The sequence below is a fragment of the Variovorax sp. OV084 genome, from assembly GCF_900111625.1.
In the GTDB taxonomy this organism is placed as follows: Bacteria; Pseudomonadota; Gammaproteobacteria; order Burkholderiales; family Burkholderiaceae_C; genus Variovorax.
In genome coordinates this window covers 35361-51297 of the sequence record NZ_FOII01000006.1, presented here as the reverse complement: position 1 = coordinate 51297, position 15937 = coordinate 35361, and the positions used below count along the sequence as shown (strand labels likewise).

14 protein-coding genes and 1 pseudogene are annotated in these 15937 nt (G+C 65.2%); 10 read left to right on the top strand and 5 right to left on the bottom strand.

Translation table 11 applies throughout. From position 1 onward, the window contains the following. The 4 genes from BMW87_RS17505 to bfr all read right to left on the bottom strand — a co-directional run bounded on the left by BMW87_RS17505 (window position 1) and on the right by bfr (window position 2678). Window positions 1-810: a DUF4198 domain-containing protein gene (locus tag BMW87_RS17505; protein ID WP_093077684.1), complete on the bottom strand. Its 810-nt coding sequence runs from the start codon at window positions 808-810 to the stop codon at window positions 1-3. Window positions 811-862: 52 nt separating this feature from the next. Next, window positions 863-1363, bottom strand: coding sequence for a DUF2271 domain-containing protein (locus tag BMW87_RS17500; protein ID WP_371127353.1), 501 nt, complete (start codon window positions 1361-1363; stop codon window positions 863-865). Between the two features lie 72 nt (window positions 1364-1435). Further along, complete coding sequence (locus BMW87_RS17495) at window positions 1436-2080, bottom strand: PepSY-associated TM helix domain-containing protein (RefSeq protein ID WP_093051127.1); 645 nt, start codon at window positions 2078-2080, stop codon at window positions 1436-1438. 121 nt (window positions 2081-2201) lie between these two features. Then, window positions 2202-2678, bottom strand: coding sequence for a bacterioferritin (gene bfr / locus BMW87_RS17490; RefSeq protein ID WP_007830763.1), 477 nt, complete (start codon window positions 2676-2678; stop codon window positions 2202-2204). A gap of 261 nt (window positions 2679-2939) precedes the next feature. Between bfr and ahpC the strand changes: the two genes are divergently transcribed. The 7 genes and pseudogenes from ahpC to BMW87_RS17455 all read left to right on the top strand — a co-directional run bounded on the left by ahpC (window position 2940) and on the right by BMW87_RS17455 (window position 11376). Beyond that, complete coding sequence (gene ahpC / locus BMW87_RS17485; protein WP_007830764.1) at window positions 2940-3503, top strand: alkyl hydroperoxide reductase subunit C; 564 nt, start codon at window positions 2940-2942, stop codon at window positions 3501-3503. Between the two features lie 91 nt (window positions 3504-3594). After that, window positions 3595-5151 (top strand): alkyl hydroperoxide reductase subunit F, encoded by a 1557-nt coding sequence (gene ahpF / locus BMW87_RS17480; protein WP_093051121.1) that lies wholly within the window; start codon window positions 3595-3597, stop codon window positions 5149-5151. Between the two features lie 148 nt (window positions 5152-5299). Further along, on the top strand, window positions 5300-7426 hold the full coding sequence (locus BMW87_RS17475; RefSeq protein WP_256216810.1) for a TonB-dependent hemoglobin/transferrin/lactoferrin family receptor: 2127 nt from the start codon (window positions 5300-5302) through the stop codon (window positions 7424-7426). A gap of 114 nt (window positions 7427-7540) precedes the next feature. Further along, on the top strand, window positions 7541-8644 hold the full coding sequence (locus tag BMW87_RS17470; protein ID WP_093077682.1) for a hemin-degrading factor: 1104 nt from the start codon (window positions 7541-7543) through the stop codon (window positions 8642-8644). A 14-nt stretch (window positions 8645-8658) separates the two neighbouring features. Next, a pseudogene (locus tag BMW87_RS17465) lies at window positions 8659-9542 on the top strand (hemin ABC transporter substrate-binding protein). Further along, entirely contained in the window at window positions 9539-10573 is a 1035-nt protein-coding gene (locus BMW87_RS17460; RefSeq protein WP_093077681.1) for a FecCD family ABC transporter permease, read from the top strand. Before BMW87_RS17465 ends, BMW87_RS17460 begins: the two are co-directional and overlap by 4 nt. Then, a complete protein-coding gene (locus BMW87_RS17455; protein WP_256216809.1) occupies window positions 10570-11376 on the top strand; it encodes a heme ABC transporter ATP-binding protein in 807 nt (268 codons plus the stop codon). Before BMW87_RS17460 ends, BMW87_RS17455 begins: the two co-directional genes overlap by 4 nt. A gap of 46 nt (window positions 11377-11422) precedes the next feature. Here BMW87_RS17455 and BMW87_RS17450 read toward each other — a convergent pair whose 3' ends face one another. Next, entirely contained in the window at window positions 11423-12250 is an 828-nt protein-coding gene (locus tag BMW87_RS17450; RefSeq protein ID WP_093051109.1) for a posphoenolpyruvate synthetase regulatory kinase/phosphorylase PpsR, read from the bottom strand. Between the two features lie 177 nt (window positions 12251-12427). Here BMW87_RS17450 and ppsA point away from each other — a divergent pair, with 177 nt between their 5' ends. The 3 genes from ppsA to rpsF all read left to right on the top strand — a co-directional run bounded on the left by ppsA (window position 12428) and on the right by rpsF (window position 15933). Further along, window positions 12428-14821: a phosphoenolpyruvate synthase gene (ppsA, locus tag BMW87_RS17445; RefSeq protein WP_093077679.1), complete on the top strand. Its 2394-nt coding sequence runs from the start codon at window positions 12428-12430 to the stop codon at window positions 14819-14821. Between the two features lie 123 nt (window positions 14822-14944). Next, the gene (locus tag BMW87_RS17440) at window positions 14945-15442 is read left to right on the top strand and encodes a hypothetical protein (RefSeq protein WP_093077678.1); all 498 of its coding nucleotides are present in this window, start codon (window positions 14945-14947) and stop codon (window positions 15440-15442) included. 116 nt (window positions 15443-15558) lie between these two features. Then, the gene (rpsF, locus tag BMW87_RS17435; protein ID WP_093051100.1) at window positions 15559-15933 is read left to right on the top strand and encodes a 30S ribosomal protein S6; all 375 of its coding nucleotides are present in this window, start codon (window positions 15559-15561) and stop codon (window positions 15931-15933) included. The last annotated feature ends 4 nt before the right edge of the window (window positions 15934-15937 follow it).

Here is a 15937-nt window from a genome sequence, read left to right as displayed (position 1 = left end):
TCAGGGCATCACTTCAAGGGTGGCCGCGTAGTTCAGGCGGCGTTCCTTGGCTTGCGGCACCGTGGTCTTGTTGTCCTTGGTGCTGGCGTCGAGCCAGTACATGCCGGCGGCCGGCCAGGTCACGCTGAACTGGCCCTTGTCGTCGGTCTTGAGCTTGATTTCTTCGAGCTTGTCGCGGTACTGGGTGTTGCCTGCCGTCACCGTCACTTCGAGGCCTTTGGCGGGTTGGCCGTCGAGGTTCAGCGTGAAGGTGGCCTTCTCGCCCTTGACCAGGTCGGTCGGGCTGCCGGTGGCGATCAGCTCCAGCCCCTGGCCGGTCGGCTTGAGCGCCGAAGGCTTGCCGACCGTCACGAAGGTCTCGATGCGGCCGGACGACTGGGTGACCGTCACGTCCTGCGCATCGGCCGGGATTTCCTTGCCGATGGTCTCAGCCGTGCCGCGCGCGCGCTTGGTCTGGCCCGTGGCCTTGTCCTTCCAGCTCGCGAAGGCGCCGGCATTGATCACGGCGATGCGATAGGTGCCCGATTGCGCCACGTTCACGTCGAACACGTTGCGCAGCTTGAGCTTGGCTTCGGTCTCGGGCTTGATGGTGCTGCCATCAGGCGCGGTGATCTGCAGGCCGTCGAGTCGCAGCGGTGCGTGGTTGGCAACGAACAAGTCGTTCGACACCGCGGCATCGACGGTGACGGTGTCGGCCTTGGAGAACACGGTGGAAGAGGGCAGCAGCCAGGCGTTGTGCGCCTGGGCGAGCGAAGCGGCGGCTGACAGGGCAATGGCGATGGAGGCAGCGCGCAGGTTGAAATGGGTCATGGCAGTTCCTTGATGTGACGGGCTGGCGGTGAAAGGGGCTGTGCGGCGCAAGTCAGGGCTTGAGTTCGAGCTTGATCTCGCCGAGCTCTTCCTTGCCCGTGGCAGTTGGCTGCGCGGCTGCCGTCGGCGGCCACTGGAAGGGAATGCTCACGACCTCGCGGCCACCGACTTCGCGCGCGGCTTCCACCACGAGCTTGTAGGCGCCCGGTGCGAGCTTGGGCATGGGCGCCGTGCCTTCGGTGAAGCTCAGCTGGTGCTTGCCGGCGGGCTTGGTGGCGCCCGTCACGCCGTCGACCGGCACCGCGAGTTCGCGGCCGCCGCGGCGCCACCACTGGCGCATGTCCTTCAACCATTTCGTGCCTTCGCCTTCGGGGTTGTTGGTCTTGGTGCGCACGTCGTACCAGACGGCCAGCGTGCCGGCGACGGTGTTGTCGGCGCGCTCGATCCAGGTTGCCACGTAGGGGCGGTGGTACTCGGAGACGTTCAGCCGGGGTATCTCGATGTTGACGGCCAGTCCCGACGCAAAGGCCGGGGCTGCGAACAGCGCCGACATGGCCAGCGGCGCGAGTGAATAGCGAACGTGCACGGGAAACCTCTTTTCCTGGATCGACGATTGATGAATGAATCAGTGAATGAACATAAGCGCGAGCAGCACCGGCACGACGAGCCCCATGCCTACCATCGGCCAGGTGAACGGCCGGTTGCCTGCATGCATCTTGAGAATGAACAGGCCGGTGATCGAGAAGACCAGGGCGGCGCCCGCGAAGATGTCTATGAACCAGCTCCACGCGGCGCCGGTGTTGCGGCCCTTGTGGAGGTCGTTGAAGTAGGAGAGCCAGCCGCGGTCGGTGCGCTCGTATTCGATTTCGCCGTCGGCCAGGCTCAGGCGCAGCCAGGCGTCGCCACCGGGGCGGGGGAGCGAGAGATAGATTTCGTCGTCCGACCACTCGGCCTCGCGGCCGGCGGTGCCGACGTCCCAGTGCGTCTGCACCCAGGTCTGGAGTTCGGTGGGCAAGGGCGCTTTCCCCTTGCTGGCCTTGGCGGCGGGCAACTGCTTTTCGAGTTGCGCGCGAAGGGCTTCGTCGATCGAACCGCTCAATTTCGTGACGGCCGGCTTGGCCTCGATCTGTCCCGCGTGGTTGAGCGTGAAGCCCGTGACGCTGAACAGGATCATGCCGATGAGGCAGATGGCCGAACTCACCCAATGCCATTCGTGCAGGGTCTTGAGCCAGTAGGCACGGCGGCGGTTGTCGGGGCGGGTGGCAGTCATCGAAGGCGCGGATTTTATCCGTGCAAATGAGAATGACTGTTATTCGTGCAGAGTTAAGTTACGTAAAGCAATAAAAAACGGGACCGAAGTCCCGTTGATTGGCTGGTGCGAGAGCTTTGCCTTACTCAAGTTCGCCCATCTGCGATTGCAGATAGTTCTGCACCCCGACCTTGTCGATCAGGTCGATCTGGGTTTCGAGAAAGTCGATGTGCTCTTCGGTGTCGTCCAGGATCTCTTGCAGCAGATCGCGCGAGACATAGTCGCGCACCGATTCGCAATGCGCGATGCCGTCCTTGATGGTGGCCTGCGCGCCGGTTTCTGCGCCGAGGTCGCAGCGCAGCAGTTCGGGCACGTCTTCGCCGATGTTCAGCTTGCCCAGGTCCTGCAGGTTCGGCAGGCCGTCGAGCATGAAGATGCGGTCCATCAGCTTGTCGGCGTGCTTCATTTCGCCGATCGATTCCTCGTATTCCTTCTTCGCCAGCTTGTCCAGACCCCAGTGCTTGAGCATGCGGTAGTGGAGGAAGTACTGGTTGATCGCGGTGAGCTCGTTCTTGAGCTGCGCCTGCAGATGTTCGATGACCTTGGGGTCGCCCTTCATGGTTTTTTCCTTGTTCTGAAAGCAGCGATTGTCAGAGGGGCGCAGTGGCACTTGCAAGCAATCCCATGCTGCGCCGGTCTGCATGCGTGTGATGGTGATACACGTTCGTATTGATGTATCGCCAAACGCGTTTCGCGGTCATCGTAAACATAGCAAGTCCTAATACTTTTAATAGATACTGACTATCAAATGTATTGAATTGGTAGTTATACTCATGGCTCGCACTTATCTTTGTCCAACCGCAGCATCTAAGGAATTTCAATGTCCCTGATCAACACCCAAGTCCAGCCCTTCAAGACCCAGGCCTACCTCAACGGCAAGTTCATCGATGTGTCCGACGAGACGCTCAAGGGCAAGTGGTCCGTGCTGATCTTCATGCCGGCGGCGTTCACCTTCAACTGCCCGACCGAAGTCGAAGACGCGGCCGACAATTACCCCGAGTTCCAGAAGCTGGGTGCCGAGGTCTACATCGTGACCACCGACACGCACTTCTCGCACAAGGTCTGGCACGACACCTCGCCGGCCGTCGGCAAGGCCAAGTTCCCCCTGGTGGGCGACCCGACCCACACGCTGACCAACGCTTTCGGCGTGCACATCCCCGAAGAAGGCCTGGCACTGCGCGGCACCTTCGTGATCAACCCTGAAGGCATCATCAAGACCGCCGAAGTGCACTCCAACGAAATCGCCCGCGACGTCAAGGAAACCCTGCGCAAGCTCAAGGCCGCGGTCTACACCGCTGCTCACCCGAACGAAGTCTGCCCGGCCAAGTGGAATGAAGGCGACAAGACGATCGCGCCGTCGTTCGACCTCGTCGGCAAGATCTAAGCGTCTCCCGCGCGAAAGCCCGGGCGCTCACGAGGCCCCGGGCTTTTTTGCCCCCAGTTGATAGTTTTCAGTTATCGAAAGAGAGTCCCTCATGCTCGACGCAAGCACCAAAGCCCAATTGAAGAGTTACCTCGAACGCGCCACGCAGCCGATCGAGATCGTCGCCTCGCTCGACGACAGCAAGGCCTCGGGCGAAATGCTGTCGCTGCTGAAGGACGTTGCCGAATCGTCCCCGCTGGTCAAGCTGACCGAAAGCCGCGACGACAACCATCGCAAGCCCTCGTTCTCGGTCAACCGCCCGAGCGAAAACCACGGCCCGCGCTTTGCCGGCCTGCCGATGGGCCATGAGTTCACGTCGCTGATCCTTGCGTTGCTGCAGATCGGCGGCTATCCCCCCAAGGTCGAGCAGGCAGTGCTCGACCAGATCAAGGCGCTCGACGGCGACTTCGAGTTCGAGATCTACGTCTCGCTCACCTGCCACAACTGCCCCGACGTGGTCCAGGCGCTGAACCTGATGGCGGTGCAGAACCCGCGCATCCGCACCACGATGATCGAAGGCGGCACCTTCCAGGAAGAAGTGAAGGAACGCCAGATCATGGCCGTGCCCACCGTGTTCCTGAACGGCACCGAGTTCGGCCAGGGCCGCATGAGCTTGGAAGAGATTCTCGCCAAGATCGACACCAGCGGCGTCGAGCGCGAAGCGAAGAAGATCGCCGCCAAAGACCCGTTCGACGTGCTGATCGTCGGCGGCGGCCCTGCCGGCGCGGCAGCAGCGGTGTACGCAGCGCGCAAGGGCATCCGCACCGGCGTTGCCTCCGAGCGTTTCGGCGGCCAGGTGCTCGACACCATGGGCATCGAGAACTTCATCTCGATCAAGGAAACCGAAGGACCGAAGTTCGCGCACGCGCTCGAAGAGCATGTGCGCGACTACGAGGTCGACATCATGAATCTGCAGCGCGCAAAAGCGCTGGTGCCCGGCAGCGACCTCATCGAGGTGAAGCTGGAAAGCGGCGCGTCGCTCAAGAGCAAGTCGGTCATCATTTCGACCGGCGCACGCTGGCGCAACATCAACGTGCCCGGCGAGCACGAGTTCAAGAACAAGGGCGTGGCCTACTGCCCGCACTGCGACGGCCCACTGTTCAAGGGCAAGCGCGTCGCGGTGATCGGTGGCGGCAACTCGGGCGTCGAAGCGGCGATCGACCTGGCCGGCATCGTGGGCCACGTCACGCTGATCGAGTTCGACACGCAATTGCGCGCCGACGCCGTGCTGCAGCGCAAGCTCAGGAGCCTGAAGAACGTCGACGTGTTCACCAACGCGCAGACCACCGAGATCACCGGCGACCAGAAGGTCAACGGCCTGGTCTACAAGGACCGCGCCACGGGCGAGCTGAAGAAGGTCGAGCTCGAAGGCGTGTTCATCCAGATCGGCCTCGTGCCCAACACCGACTGGCTCAAGGGCACGGTCGAGCTGTCGAAGCACGGCGAAATCATCGTCGACGCACGCGGCCAGACCTCCGTGCCCGGTGTGTTCGCAGCCGGTGATGCCACCACGGTGCCGTTCAAGCAGATCATCATCGCGGCCGGCGACGGCGCGAAGGCGGCGCTCGGTGCGTTCGACCATCTGATCCGCACATCGGCCCCTGCTTGAGTAAGCCTTAAGTTGTTTCAATGAGAATTGTTCTCATACAATAAAAGGCTTGGGCGACAGCCCTTCATTGCCAGCCAGGTCGTTCGCGCAGTCTTCTGCGCCTGAAGGTCCAGCAAGCAGTTCTTTAACTGTTTCTGGACCTTTTTTCGTGGCCTCCAAACTCAACCGACGTCCCTCCCATCGCCTTGCCCTCCTGCCCTGCCTGATCGCCTCCGGGCTCGGTCTTTCGGCACCCTCGTGGGCCCAGCGCGTCGCGGCGCTCAATGAAGTGGTGGTGAGCGGTTCGCGCTCGGAGCAGGCGAGGGACGATCTTCCGGTGAGCACCGAGGTCATCAACCGCGACGACATCGAATCGAAGCAGATCACCGACATCCGCGACGCGGTGCGCGACCTGCCCAACGTGTCCGTCAAGCGCGCCCCCGCGCGCTTCGGCCTCGCGCAGGGCAACACCGGCCGCGACAGCAATGCGGGCTTCAACATCCGTGGCCTCGACGGCAACCGCGTGCTGCTGCTGACGGACGGCATCCGCACGCCGCGCAGCTATGTCTTCAGCGCCAACGCGTTCGGGCGCGACTACTTCGACATCAGCCTTGTCGAGCGCATCGAGATCATCAAGGGCCCAGCCTCTGCGCTCTATGGCTCCGACGGCCTCGCGGGCCTGGTGAACTTCATCACGCGCGATCCGTCGTCCTACCTGCGCGACGGCAAGAGCTTCGGCGGCAGCGCCAGCATCGGCTACAGCGGCGACGACAACGGCACGCATGGTGGCGTCACGCTAGCGGGCAAGGCCAACGAAACGCTGCAGTGGCTCATCTCGGCCAACATGGGCCGCTCCGGCGCGCTGGAGAACATGGGCACCAACAACGCCGCCAACGTCGACCGCACCACGCCCAACCCCGAGCGCGACCGCAACAAGGCGCTGCTCGCCAAGGTCATCCTCACGCCCAATGCCGACCAGCGCCACGGCTTCACCTTCGAGCACATCGAGAAGACCAGCCGCTACGATCTGCTCTCGGGCGTCGCCAAGCCGCCCTATGCGTCCACCTCGGTCGTCGGCCTCAACGCGAAGAACGACCTGCAGCGCGACCGCTTCACCTACGACGGCCGCCTGCGCCTGGACTCCGTCATGGCCGACAGCCTGCTCGCCGTGGTGAGCTACCAGAAGGCGAAGTCGCGCGAGTTCATCTACGAAGACCGCTTCACCGCCGCCGACCGCACGCGCGACGTCACCTACGACGAAAGCACCTGGCAGTTCGGCCTGCAGGCCGACAAGACCGTGCGCACGGGCGATTGGGCACAGAAGATCACCTACGGCTTCGACTACACGCGCACCAACGTCGAGAACCTGCAGACCGGCCTGGTACCCCCGGCCGGCGAGACCTTCCCGCTCAAGCGCTTTCCCGACACGCGCGAGACCTCGTCCGCGTTCTACGTGCAGGACGAATTCATCCACGACCGCTGGAGCATCACGCCGGGCATCCGCTTCGACCGCTTCTCGCTCGACGCGAAGCAGGCCGGCTTCGGCGCGCAGGCCGTGTCGCTCTCGGGCTCGGCCGTATCGCCCAAGCTCGGCGTGCTGTTCCGCGCAACGCCGCAATGGAGCGTGTACGGCAACTACGCCTCTGGCTTCAAGGCGCCCAACGCGTTCCAGGTCAACAACTTCTTCGAGAACGTGATCTCGGGCTACAGGACGATTCCCAACCCGAACCTCAAGCCCGAGAAGAGCCAGAACATCGAGCTCGGCGTGCGCGGGCGCACCGGCGTGCTGAGCTTCGACGTGGCCGCGTTCACCGGTGACTACAAGGACCTGATCGAGAACGACCGCCAGGTCGGCGGCGTGTTCGGCTCGCGCACCAATCCGGCGACCTTCCAGTCGGTCAACATCGGGCGCGCGCGCATCAGCGGCTTCGAGATCAAGGGCGAACTCGACTTCACCGACAACGGCAACGGCTTCTCCGTGCCCTTCGCCTATGGCCAGACGCGCGGGCGCGACCGCACCAACAACCGGCCGCTCAACTCGATCGACCCGAGCAAGGCCAGCGTCGGCGTCAAGTACCAGGCGCCGGTGTGGAGCGTGCGCCTCGACGCCGTGAACCACGCACGCAAGAAGTGGTCGGACATCGACGGCACCGAGGTCACGACCGGCACCCAGTTCCGGACGCCCGCTGCCACCACCTTCGACCTGAGCGCACAGTGGCGCATCCGCAAGGACTTGCGGCAATCGTCAATCTCACCAACAAGCGCTACTGGATGTGGAGCGACGTGCGCGGCCTGACCTCGACCTCGACGATCCGCGACGCCTACACCCAGCCGGGCCGCAGCTTCAACGTGTCGCTCGTGGCGGACTTCTGATCGCCGCACCCCGCTCTCGCCACAACAAGGAAACCCGATGATCAACGCCCAAGACATCCGAGACCGATTCGCCGCATTGCGCGCCAAGGGCATGCGCCACAAGGACGCCGCTGCGGCCATGGGCCTGTCCGAAGGCGCAGCGGTGGCCGCGCACATGGACACGCACGACAAGGCCCTGCGCGCCACGCGACTGCACGGCCCGTGGGTCGAGCTGCTGCAGGCGCTGGAGCTGTGCGGCCCCGTGCTGGCGCTCACGCGCAACGAGACCACGGTGCACGAGAAGACCGGTGTCTATGAAAAGGTGTCGGGCAGCGACGCGATGGGGCTCGCGCTGGGCGAGGCCATCGACCTGCGGCTGTTCTTCAGCCGCTGGCATGCGGGCTTCGCGGTGAGCGAGGCAGCGGCCAACCCGGGCGTGCTGCCGTCTCTGAGCCTGCAGTTCTTCAATGCGCAGGGCGTGGCCGTGCACAAGATCTTCGTGCGCGACGCCACCGACCGCGATGCCTTCCAGTCGGTCATCGACAGCTTCACCGCGCCGGACGAACCCGTGGTGTTTGCCGCGCCCGAAGACAAGGCAGCGCCGCGCGAAGACGGCGCCATCGATACGGCAGGCCTCGCCGAAGCCTGGCGCGGCATGCAGGACACGCACGAGTTCTTCGGCCTGCTGAACAAGTTCGGCGTGGAGCGCCAACAGAGCTTTCGCCTGACCGAAGGCGAGTTCACTCAGCGCGCCGAACTGAGTGCCATCAGCAGCCTGCTGAACGAAGCCGCGTTCGACGGCACGCCGATCATGGTTTTCGTCGGCAGCCCAGGTTGCATCCAGATCCACTCCGGCCCGGTGGTGCGCATCGAACCGATGGAAATGAAGGGCCACGGCGAGAACGCGACGCCGATGCGTTGGCTCAACGTGCTCGACCCCGGCTTCAACCTGCACATGCGTGAAGACCGCATTGCCAGCGTCTGGATCGTCGAGAAGCCGACCAGCGACGGCGTTGTCACTTCGGTCGAAGCCTTCGACCAGCAGGGCGAGCTGATGGCGATGTTCTTCGGCGCGCGCAAGCCCGGCATGCCGGAGCGCGAGGAATGGCGTCGCATCGTGCGCGAGCTGCCGCGTCTTCAACCTGCGACCGAGGCCCCATGACCTCCTTTCACGAAATGAACGATCGGTTTTCGCTGCAGCGCCGCGACGTGCTGCGCCTGCTCGGCGCCTCGTCGCTGGGCGCCACCGCGCTGCCCCTGTTCGCGCAGAACGCGAAGCTGCCCAAGCTCGTGACCGTCAGCGGCGCGATCACTGAAGTCGTCTACCTGCTAGGGGCGGAAGCGCAGCTTGCCGGCACCGACACCACCAGTCTGTATCCCGCTGCCGCGCGTGCCACGCCGAAGGTCGGCTACATGCGCCAGCTGTCGGCTGAGGGCCTGCTGTCGCTGAAGCCCGACGCGATCATCGCCACCAACGAGTCAGGCCCGGCTGTCGTGCTCGACCAGGTTCGCAGCGCGGGCGTCAAGGTCGAGATCATCGAGGCCGACCACAGCTGGGGCGAAGTGCAGCGCAAGGTACAGGCCGTCGGCCGCGCCGCTGCGCGCGAGGCGCAGGCGCGTGAGCTGCAGGCGAAGCTCGATGCCGATTGGAGCCAAGTGCAACAGCGCGTGGCCGCAGCGTCGAAGGGGCGCAAGCCGCGCGTGCTGTTCGTGCTGTCGCACAGCGCCAGCCCGCAGGTTTCGGGCGAGAAGACCGCTGCGCACTCGGTGATCGGCTTTGCGGGCGGCGTCAACGCACTCGCGGTTTCCAGGGCTACAGGCCGATGACCGCCGAAGCCATGGCCAGCGCCGCGCCCGACATCATCCTCACCAGCACGCAGAGCATCGAAGCCCACGGCGGCGTCGACAAGTTCTGGCAGCGGCCCGAGCTTGCGCTCACGCCGGCGTTCAAGAAGCGCAGCCTGATCACACAGGACGCCTTGCTGCTGCTGGGCTTCGGCCCGCGCATGCCTGCGGCCATCGCCGAACTGCACGAAAAGTTCCTGGCTGCCACCGCATGAGCCAGCGCTTCTCGGCACAGGCCGTGCTGGGCGGCAGTGCGTTGCTGCTCGTCGCCGCCTTCGTGGTGGGGGCTGTTTCGGGGGCGTATGCCATCAGCCTGCCGCAACTCTGGGGCGTGCTGACCTCGCTGGGGCAGGGCGCCGACAAATCGCCCGAGCACCTGGTGTTTCTCAACATCCGCCTGCCGCGCCTCGTGCTGGGCGTGGCGGCGGGTGCGGGACTCGGGATGGCGGGCACGCTGATGCAGGGGCTGTTCCGCAACCCGCTGGCCGACCCGGGGCTTGTTGGCATCAGCAGTGGCGCGGCGCTGGCGGCGGGCGTGACGATCATCCTCGGCGCATGGCTGTGGCCCGTGCTGCCGCGCACGCTGGGCAGCTGGACGCTGGTGCTCATGGCATTCGGCGGCGGGCTGTCGGTGACCTTGCTGATCTACGGCCTGTCGCGCAGCGAAGGTGGCACGCGCATGGCGCTGATGCTGCTGGCGGGCATCGCGGTCAATGCGCTGGCGAGCGCGGGGCTTGGTTTTCTCAGCGTGATGGCGACCGACGAGCAATTGCGCAGCCTGCAGTTCTGGCTGCTGGGCAGCCTGGGCGGTGCGCGCTGGAGCGCCGTGCTGCTGGTCGGCGCGGCGGTGCTGCTGTCGTGCGTGGCGGCGCGGTCTCTGGCGGCGCCGCTGAACGCCATTGCGCTGGGCGAGGCGCAGGCGGCGCTGCTCGGCGTGGATGTCGAACGCATCAAGCGGCGCGCCATCGTCGTCACGGCCGTGGCTGTAGGGGCAGTGACGGCGACGACCGGGATCATCGGCTTCATCGGCCTGATCGCGCCGCACTGGGTGCGCATGGTGGCCGGGCCCGATCACCGCGTGGTGTTGCCGGCGTCAGCTCTGCTTGGGGCGGCGCTGGTGCTGGCGGCCGACACTGTGGCCCGCACGGTGATGGCGCCGGCCGAACTGCCGCTGGGCGTGCTCACGGCGTTCATCGGCGCGCCGATGTTCCTGTGGATGCTGCGGCACTTCAAGGGGCGCATATGACTGCGATGCCGCGCGATCCGATGGCGCTGTGCTGCGCCGGTGTGGAGGTCCGCGTCGGGGCGAAGACGCTGCTCGCCGATGCTTCCGTTCACCTGGCGCCGGGCCGGGTAACGGCCATCCTCGGGCCCAACGGCGCGGGCAAGTCGACGCTGTTATCGGTGCTGGCCGGCCAGCGCGCGCCGACGCGGGGGAGGGTGACGCTCGACGGCCGTCCGCTCGAAGACCACGGCATGCCGGCACTGGCGCTGCGCCGGGCCCTGATGCCGCAGGAGAGCGCGGTCGCCTTCGACTTCACAGCGCAGGAGATCGTGGCGCTGGGCCGCTACCCGCACCGCCGATCGCCGGGCCGCGACGAGGACGCGATCATCGAAGAGGCGATGGGGCTGACCGACGTGTCGGCGCTGGCGCCGCGCGTCCTCAACACCCTGTCGGGTGGCGAGAAGGCGCGGGCCCACATGGCTCGGGCGCTGGCCCAACTCTGGCATCCGCGGCCCGACGGCGCGACCCGCTGGCTGCTGCTCGACGAGCCCACTGCGGCGCTCGACCTCGCGCACCAGCATTCGGCGATGCGCCCGCTGCGCGCCTGGGCCGCGCGCGGCGTGGGCGTGGTGGCCGTGCTGCACGACCTGAACCTCGCGCGGCGCTACGCCGACGAGGTGGTGGTTCTGGGCGGCGCTTCGGGCGGGCTGATGCAGGGGGCGACGGCTGAGGTGCTCCAGCCGGGGCTGATCGAGGCGGTCTGGGGCACGCCGTGTCAGCCGGTGACGAGCGTGGACGGCACGGTCCAGTATCTTTTCGGGTAGCTCTTGTTCTTGTTGCTGATTGCTATCCAAAAGATAGCAATCAACCTCAGTAGACCAGCCGCTCGGGCCGCAGCTCCTGCAGGATCGTGGTCGCGATTTCCTCGATCGACTTGGTGGTCGTCGACAGCCAGCGGATGCCGGCGCGCCGCATCATCGCCTCGGCCTCGCTCACCTCGTGGCGGCAGTTCTCGAGGCTGGCGTAGCGCGAATTCGGCCGGCGCTCGTTGCGGATCTCGCTGAGCCGCTCGGGCTGGATGGTCAGGCCGAAGATCTTCTTGCGATGCGGAATCAGGGCCGGCGGCAGTTGCCGCCGGTCGAAATCCTCCGGAATCAGCGGGTAGTTGGCTGCCTTCAGGCCGTGCTGCATCGCCAGGTAGAGCGAGGTTGGCGTCTTGCCGCTGCGGCTCACGCCCACCAGGATCACGTCGGCGCCTTCCAGGTCACGGTTGCTCTGGCCGTCGTCGTGCTGCAGGCTAAAGTCGATCGCGGCGATGCGGTCGTTGTATTCCTTGCTCTTGCTGACGTCGCTGAAACGGCCGATCCGGTGGTTCGACTTCACGGCCAGCTCGATTTCGAGCGGCCGCACGAAGGTGCCGAACATGTCCAGCAGCATGCCCTTGCAGCCGGTTTCGATCACTTCCAGCACGTCCATGTTGGCCAGCGTGGTGAAGACGATGGGGCGCACGCCCTCGAGTTCGGCCGTGTGGTTGATCTGCCGCACCGCCTGGTGGGCCTTGTCGACCGTGTCGGTAAAAGGTAGTCGGACATGGCGCGGTTTCATCTCGAACTGGGCCAGAACGGCGTTACCGAAGGTCTCGGCGGTGATGCCGGTGCCGTCGGAAATGAAGAAAACAGTGCGTGAATGCGTGGTCATGCGGCCTTGTCCTGCGGCGCGGGCAACCTTGCCACGCCTACAATCCGGGCCATTATCGGGAATCCGCTTCCCAGCCCCAATTCTTTCCATGCACACCGCGCCCGCACCCAAAGCAACGACAACGATCGTGCCGCGCCGTCTGCATGCGGCACCGGTTTCAACTTCTGGAGCTTCCCCATGTCTGCACTTTTCGACGCGACCGCCTTGGTCGTACCGTTTGAAAACCTGAGAATGACCGACGTCGAGGCGGTTGGCGGCAAGAACGCCAGCCTCGGCGAAATGATCTCGCAGCTGCCGCAGGGCGTGCGGGTGCCCACCGGTTTCGCGACCACGGCGCACGCATTCCGCCAGTTCCTGGCCCACGACGGCCTGGCCGACAAGATCAGCAAGCGGCTCGCCGCGCTGGACACCGAGGATGTGCGCGCGCTGGCCACCGCCGGTGCCGAGATCCGCGCCATGGTCGAGGCCCAGCCGTTCCCGGCCGACCTGCAGAAAGCCATCGGCGAAGCCTTTGCCACGCTGAGCGCCGGCAACCCGGCCGCGTCGTTCGCCGTGCGTTCCTCGGCCACTGCGGAAGACCTGCCCGACGCCTCCTTCGCGGGCCAGCAGGAAACCTTCCTGAACGTGGTCGGCATCGATGACGTGCTGCACAAGATGAAGGAGGTGTTCGCCTCCCTCTACAACGACCGCGCCATCAGCTACCGCGTGCACAAGGGCTTCGAGCACGACGTGGTCGCGCTGTCGGCCGGCGTGCAGCGCATGGTGCGCTCCGACCTCGGCGCCGCCGGCGTGATGTTCACCATCGACACCGAGTCCGGCTTCGAAGACGTGGTGTTCATCACCTCCAGCTACGGCCTGGGCGAAACGGTGGTGCAGGGCGCCGTGAACCCTGACGAGTTCTACGTGCACAAGCCGACGCTGCGCGCCGGCAAGAAGGCCGTCATCCGCCGCAACCTCGGCTCCAAGCTGATCCAGATGGAGTTCGCCACGCCCGAAGAGAAAAAGGCGACCGGCAAGCTGGTGAAGACCACCGACGTCAAGGCCGAGCAGCGCAACCGCTACTCGCTGAGCGACGCCGATGTCGAGCAGCTCGCCAGGTACGCGCTGGTCATCGAAGAGCACTATGGCCGCCCGATGGACATCGAGTGGGGCAAGGACGGCACCGACGGTCATCTCTACATCCTGCAGGCGCGCCCGGAAACGGTGAAGAGCCAGCAGCAGGGCAAGGCCGAGCAGCGCTACAAGCTGCTGGGCAAAGGTGCCGTGCTGGCCGAGGGCCGTGCCATCGGTCAGAAAATCGGCACCGGCCCCGTGCGGCTGGTGCACAACATCAGCGAGATGGACAAGGTCCAGGCCGGCGACGTGCTCGTCACCGACATGACCGACCCCAACTGGGAACCGGTGATGAAGCGCGCCGCCGCCATCGTCACCAACCGCGGCGGGCGCACCTGCCACGCGGCCATCATCGCGCGCGAACTGGGCATTCCGGCCGTGGTCGGCTGCGGCGACGCCACCGATCTGCTGAAGGACGGCACGCTGGTCACGGTGAGCTGCGCCGAGGGCGACACCGGCTTCATCTACGACGGCCTGCTCGAAACCGAAGTGACCGAAGTGCAGCGCGGGGTGATGCCCGAGATCGACATCCAGCTGATGATGAACGTGGGCAACCCCCAGCTCGCCTTCGACTTCGCGCAGCTGCCGAACCACGGCGTGGGCCTCGCGCGGCTCGAGTTCATCATCAACAACAACATCGGCGTGCACCCGAAGGCGATCCTCGACTACCCGAACGTCGACAACGACCTGAAGAAGGCGGTCGAGTCGGTGGCACGCGGCCACGCCTCGCCGCGCGCCTTCTACGTTGACAAGGTTGCCGAAGGCATCGCGACCATCGCGGCGGCCTTCTGGCCCAAGAAGGTCATCGTGCGCCTCTCGGACTTCAAGTCGAACGAGTACCGCAAGCTGATCGGCGGCAGCCGCTACGAACCGGAAGAAGAAAACCCGATGCTGGGCTTCCGTGGCGCCGCACGCTACCTGAGCGCCGATTTCGGCGAGGCCTTCGCCATGGAGTGCGAAGCGCTGAAGCGCGTGCGCAACGACATGGGCCTGACCAACGTGCAGATCATGGTGCCCTTCGTGCGCACCCTGGGCCAGGCCGAGCGCGTGACCACGTTGCTGGGCGAGCATGGCCTGAAGCGCGGTGAGAACGACCTCAAGCTGATCATGATGTGCGAGGTGCCGAGCAACGCCATCCTGCCCGAGGAGTTCCTGAAGTTCTTCGACGGCTTCTCGATCGGCTCGAACGACCTGACCCAGCTCACGCTGGGCCTGGACCGCGACTCGGGCCTCGAGCTGCTGGCAGCCGACTTCGACGAGCGCGACCCGGCCATCAAGGCGCTGCTGAGCCGCGTCATCAAGGCGTGCAAGGCCGAGGGCAAGTATGTTGGCATCTGCGGCCAGGGCCCCAGCGACCACCCGGACTTCGCGCTGTGGCTGGCGGAGGAGGGGATCGAATCGATCTCCCTGAACCCCGACAGCGTGATCGATACTTGGCAGCAACTCGCCAAGCGCTGAAGCCCGGACTGCGGAAATCCCCATGGGGGGATTCCCGCGACGGTGGGGTGTTATTGAAACGAATTGCGTAATTGATGCCAGACTTGTGAGATTCACGGGCGCATCCCGGAAGGGAAGACCACCATGATTCTTGTCAAGACGCAAACGGGCCATCAGGTTCTCAAGGACCGCTCGGTCCCTCTGTCGCCGCGCCAGCGCTCGGCCTTCATCCTTTTCGATGGCAAGCGCTCGGTCGATGAGGTGCTGGCCAACGGCATGGGCATTGCCCGCGAAGACATCGACCAGATGGTGGCGCTGGGCCTGCTCGAGCCGGCGGAGGGCAGCGCAGCATCGCCGGCCGCCGGAGGCGCATCCGCTGAGGTAGTGGCGAAACCGGTCGCGCCGGCCGCACCCGCTGCTCCCGCTGTGAGCTCCTCCGGGCGCAGCAAGCAGCAGCGCTACAAGGACGCCTATCCCATCGCCACGCAACTCACCGGCGGCCTGGGCCTGATGGGCTTCCGGCTCAACCTGCAGGTCGAGGGCACGACGAGCTACGAAGACCTCCTGGCGCTGGCGCCCAAGATCCGGGCCGCGGTGGGCCCGGAAAAGGCAGCCGCCCTGGACAAGGCCCTCAACGACTGAGGTGGCTTGCCGAAGTGCGCGCTACAGGGCTATAATCGCCGGCTTTGCCTTGCCACACTGCGCCCGACGCTGCAGGTGGCTTTTCCTCTTCTTCGGAAGAATCCACAAGGAGTGCCATGCGTCACTACGAAATCATTTTGCTGATCCACCCGGATCAGAGCGAACAAGTTCCGGCCATGCTGGAGCGCTACAAGGGCCTGATCACGGCCGGCGGCGGCAAGATCCACCGCGTTGAAGACTGGGGCCGTCGTCAGCTGGCTTACCAGATCAACAAGCTCAACAAGGCCCACTACCTGTGCGTCAACATCGAAGCTGAGCAAACCGTGATGGGCGAACTCGAACACGCGTTCAAGTTCAACGACGCCGTGCTGCGCCACCTGACCGTTCAGAAGAAGAAGGCCGAAACCGGTCCTTCGTCGATGATGAAGACGGTCGAGCGCGAAGAGGCTCGCAAGGCCCAGCAGGCCGAATACGCCGCCAACAACAACTGATGGC

Coding starts and splice junctions, on each gene's coding strand:
- BMW87_RS17455 (WP_256216809.1), top strand. CDS start 10,570: ATGACTGCGATGCCGCGCGATCCGATGGCGCTGTGCTGCGCCGGTGTG.
- BMW87_RS17500 (WP_371127353.1), bottom strand. CDS start 1,363: ATGTCGGCGCTGTTCGCAGCCCCGGCCTTTGCGTCGGGACTGGCCGTC.
- BMW87_RS17495 (WP_093051127.1), bottom strand. CDS start 2,080: ATGACTGCCACCCGCCCCGACAACCGCCGCCGTGCCTACTGGCTCAAG.
- BMW87_RS17440 (WP_093077678.1), top strand. CDS start 14,945: ATGATTCTTGTCAAGACGCAAACGGGCCATCAGGTTCTCAAGGACCGC.
- BMW87_RS17470 (WP_093077682.1), top strand. CDS start 7,541: ATGATCAACGCCCAAGACATCCGAGACCGATTCGCCGCATTGCGCGCC.
- ahpF (WP_093051121.1), top strand. CDS start 3,595: ATGCTCGACGCAAGCACCAAAGCCCAATTGAAGAGTTACCTCGAACGC.
- ppsA (WP_093077679.1), top strand. CDS start 12,428: ATGTCTGCACTTTTCGACGCGACCGCCTTGGTCGTACCGTTTGAAAAC.
- BMW87_RS17450 (WP_093051109.1), bottom strand. CDS start 12,250: ATGACCACGCATTCACGCACTGTTTTCTTCATTTCCGACGGCACCGGC.
- BMW87_RS17460 (WP_093077681.1), top strand. CDS start 9,539: ATGAGCCAGCGCTTCTCGGCACAGGCCGTGCTGGGCGGCAGTGCGTTG.
- rpsF (WP_093051100.1), top strand. CDS start 15,559: ATGCGTCACTACGAAATCATTTTGCTGATCCACCCGGATCAGAGCGAA.
- ahpC (WP_007830764.1), top strand. CDS start 2,940: ATGTCCCTGATCAACACCCAAGTCCAGCCCTTCAAGACCCAGGCCTAC.
- bfr (WP_007830763.1), bottom strand. CDS start 2,678: ATGAAGGGCGACCCCAAGGTCATCGAACATCTGCAGGCGCAGCTCAAG.
- BMW87_RS17505 (WP_093077684.1), bottom strand. CDS start 810: ATGACCCATTTCAACCTGCGCGCTGCCTCCATCGCCATTGCCCTGTCA.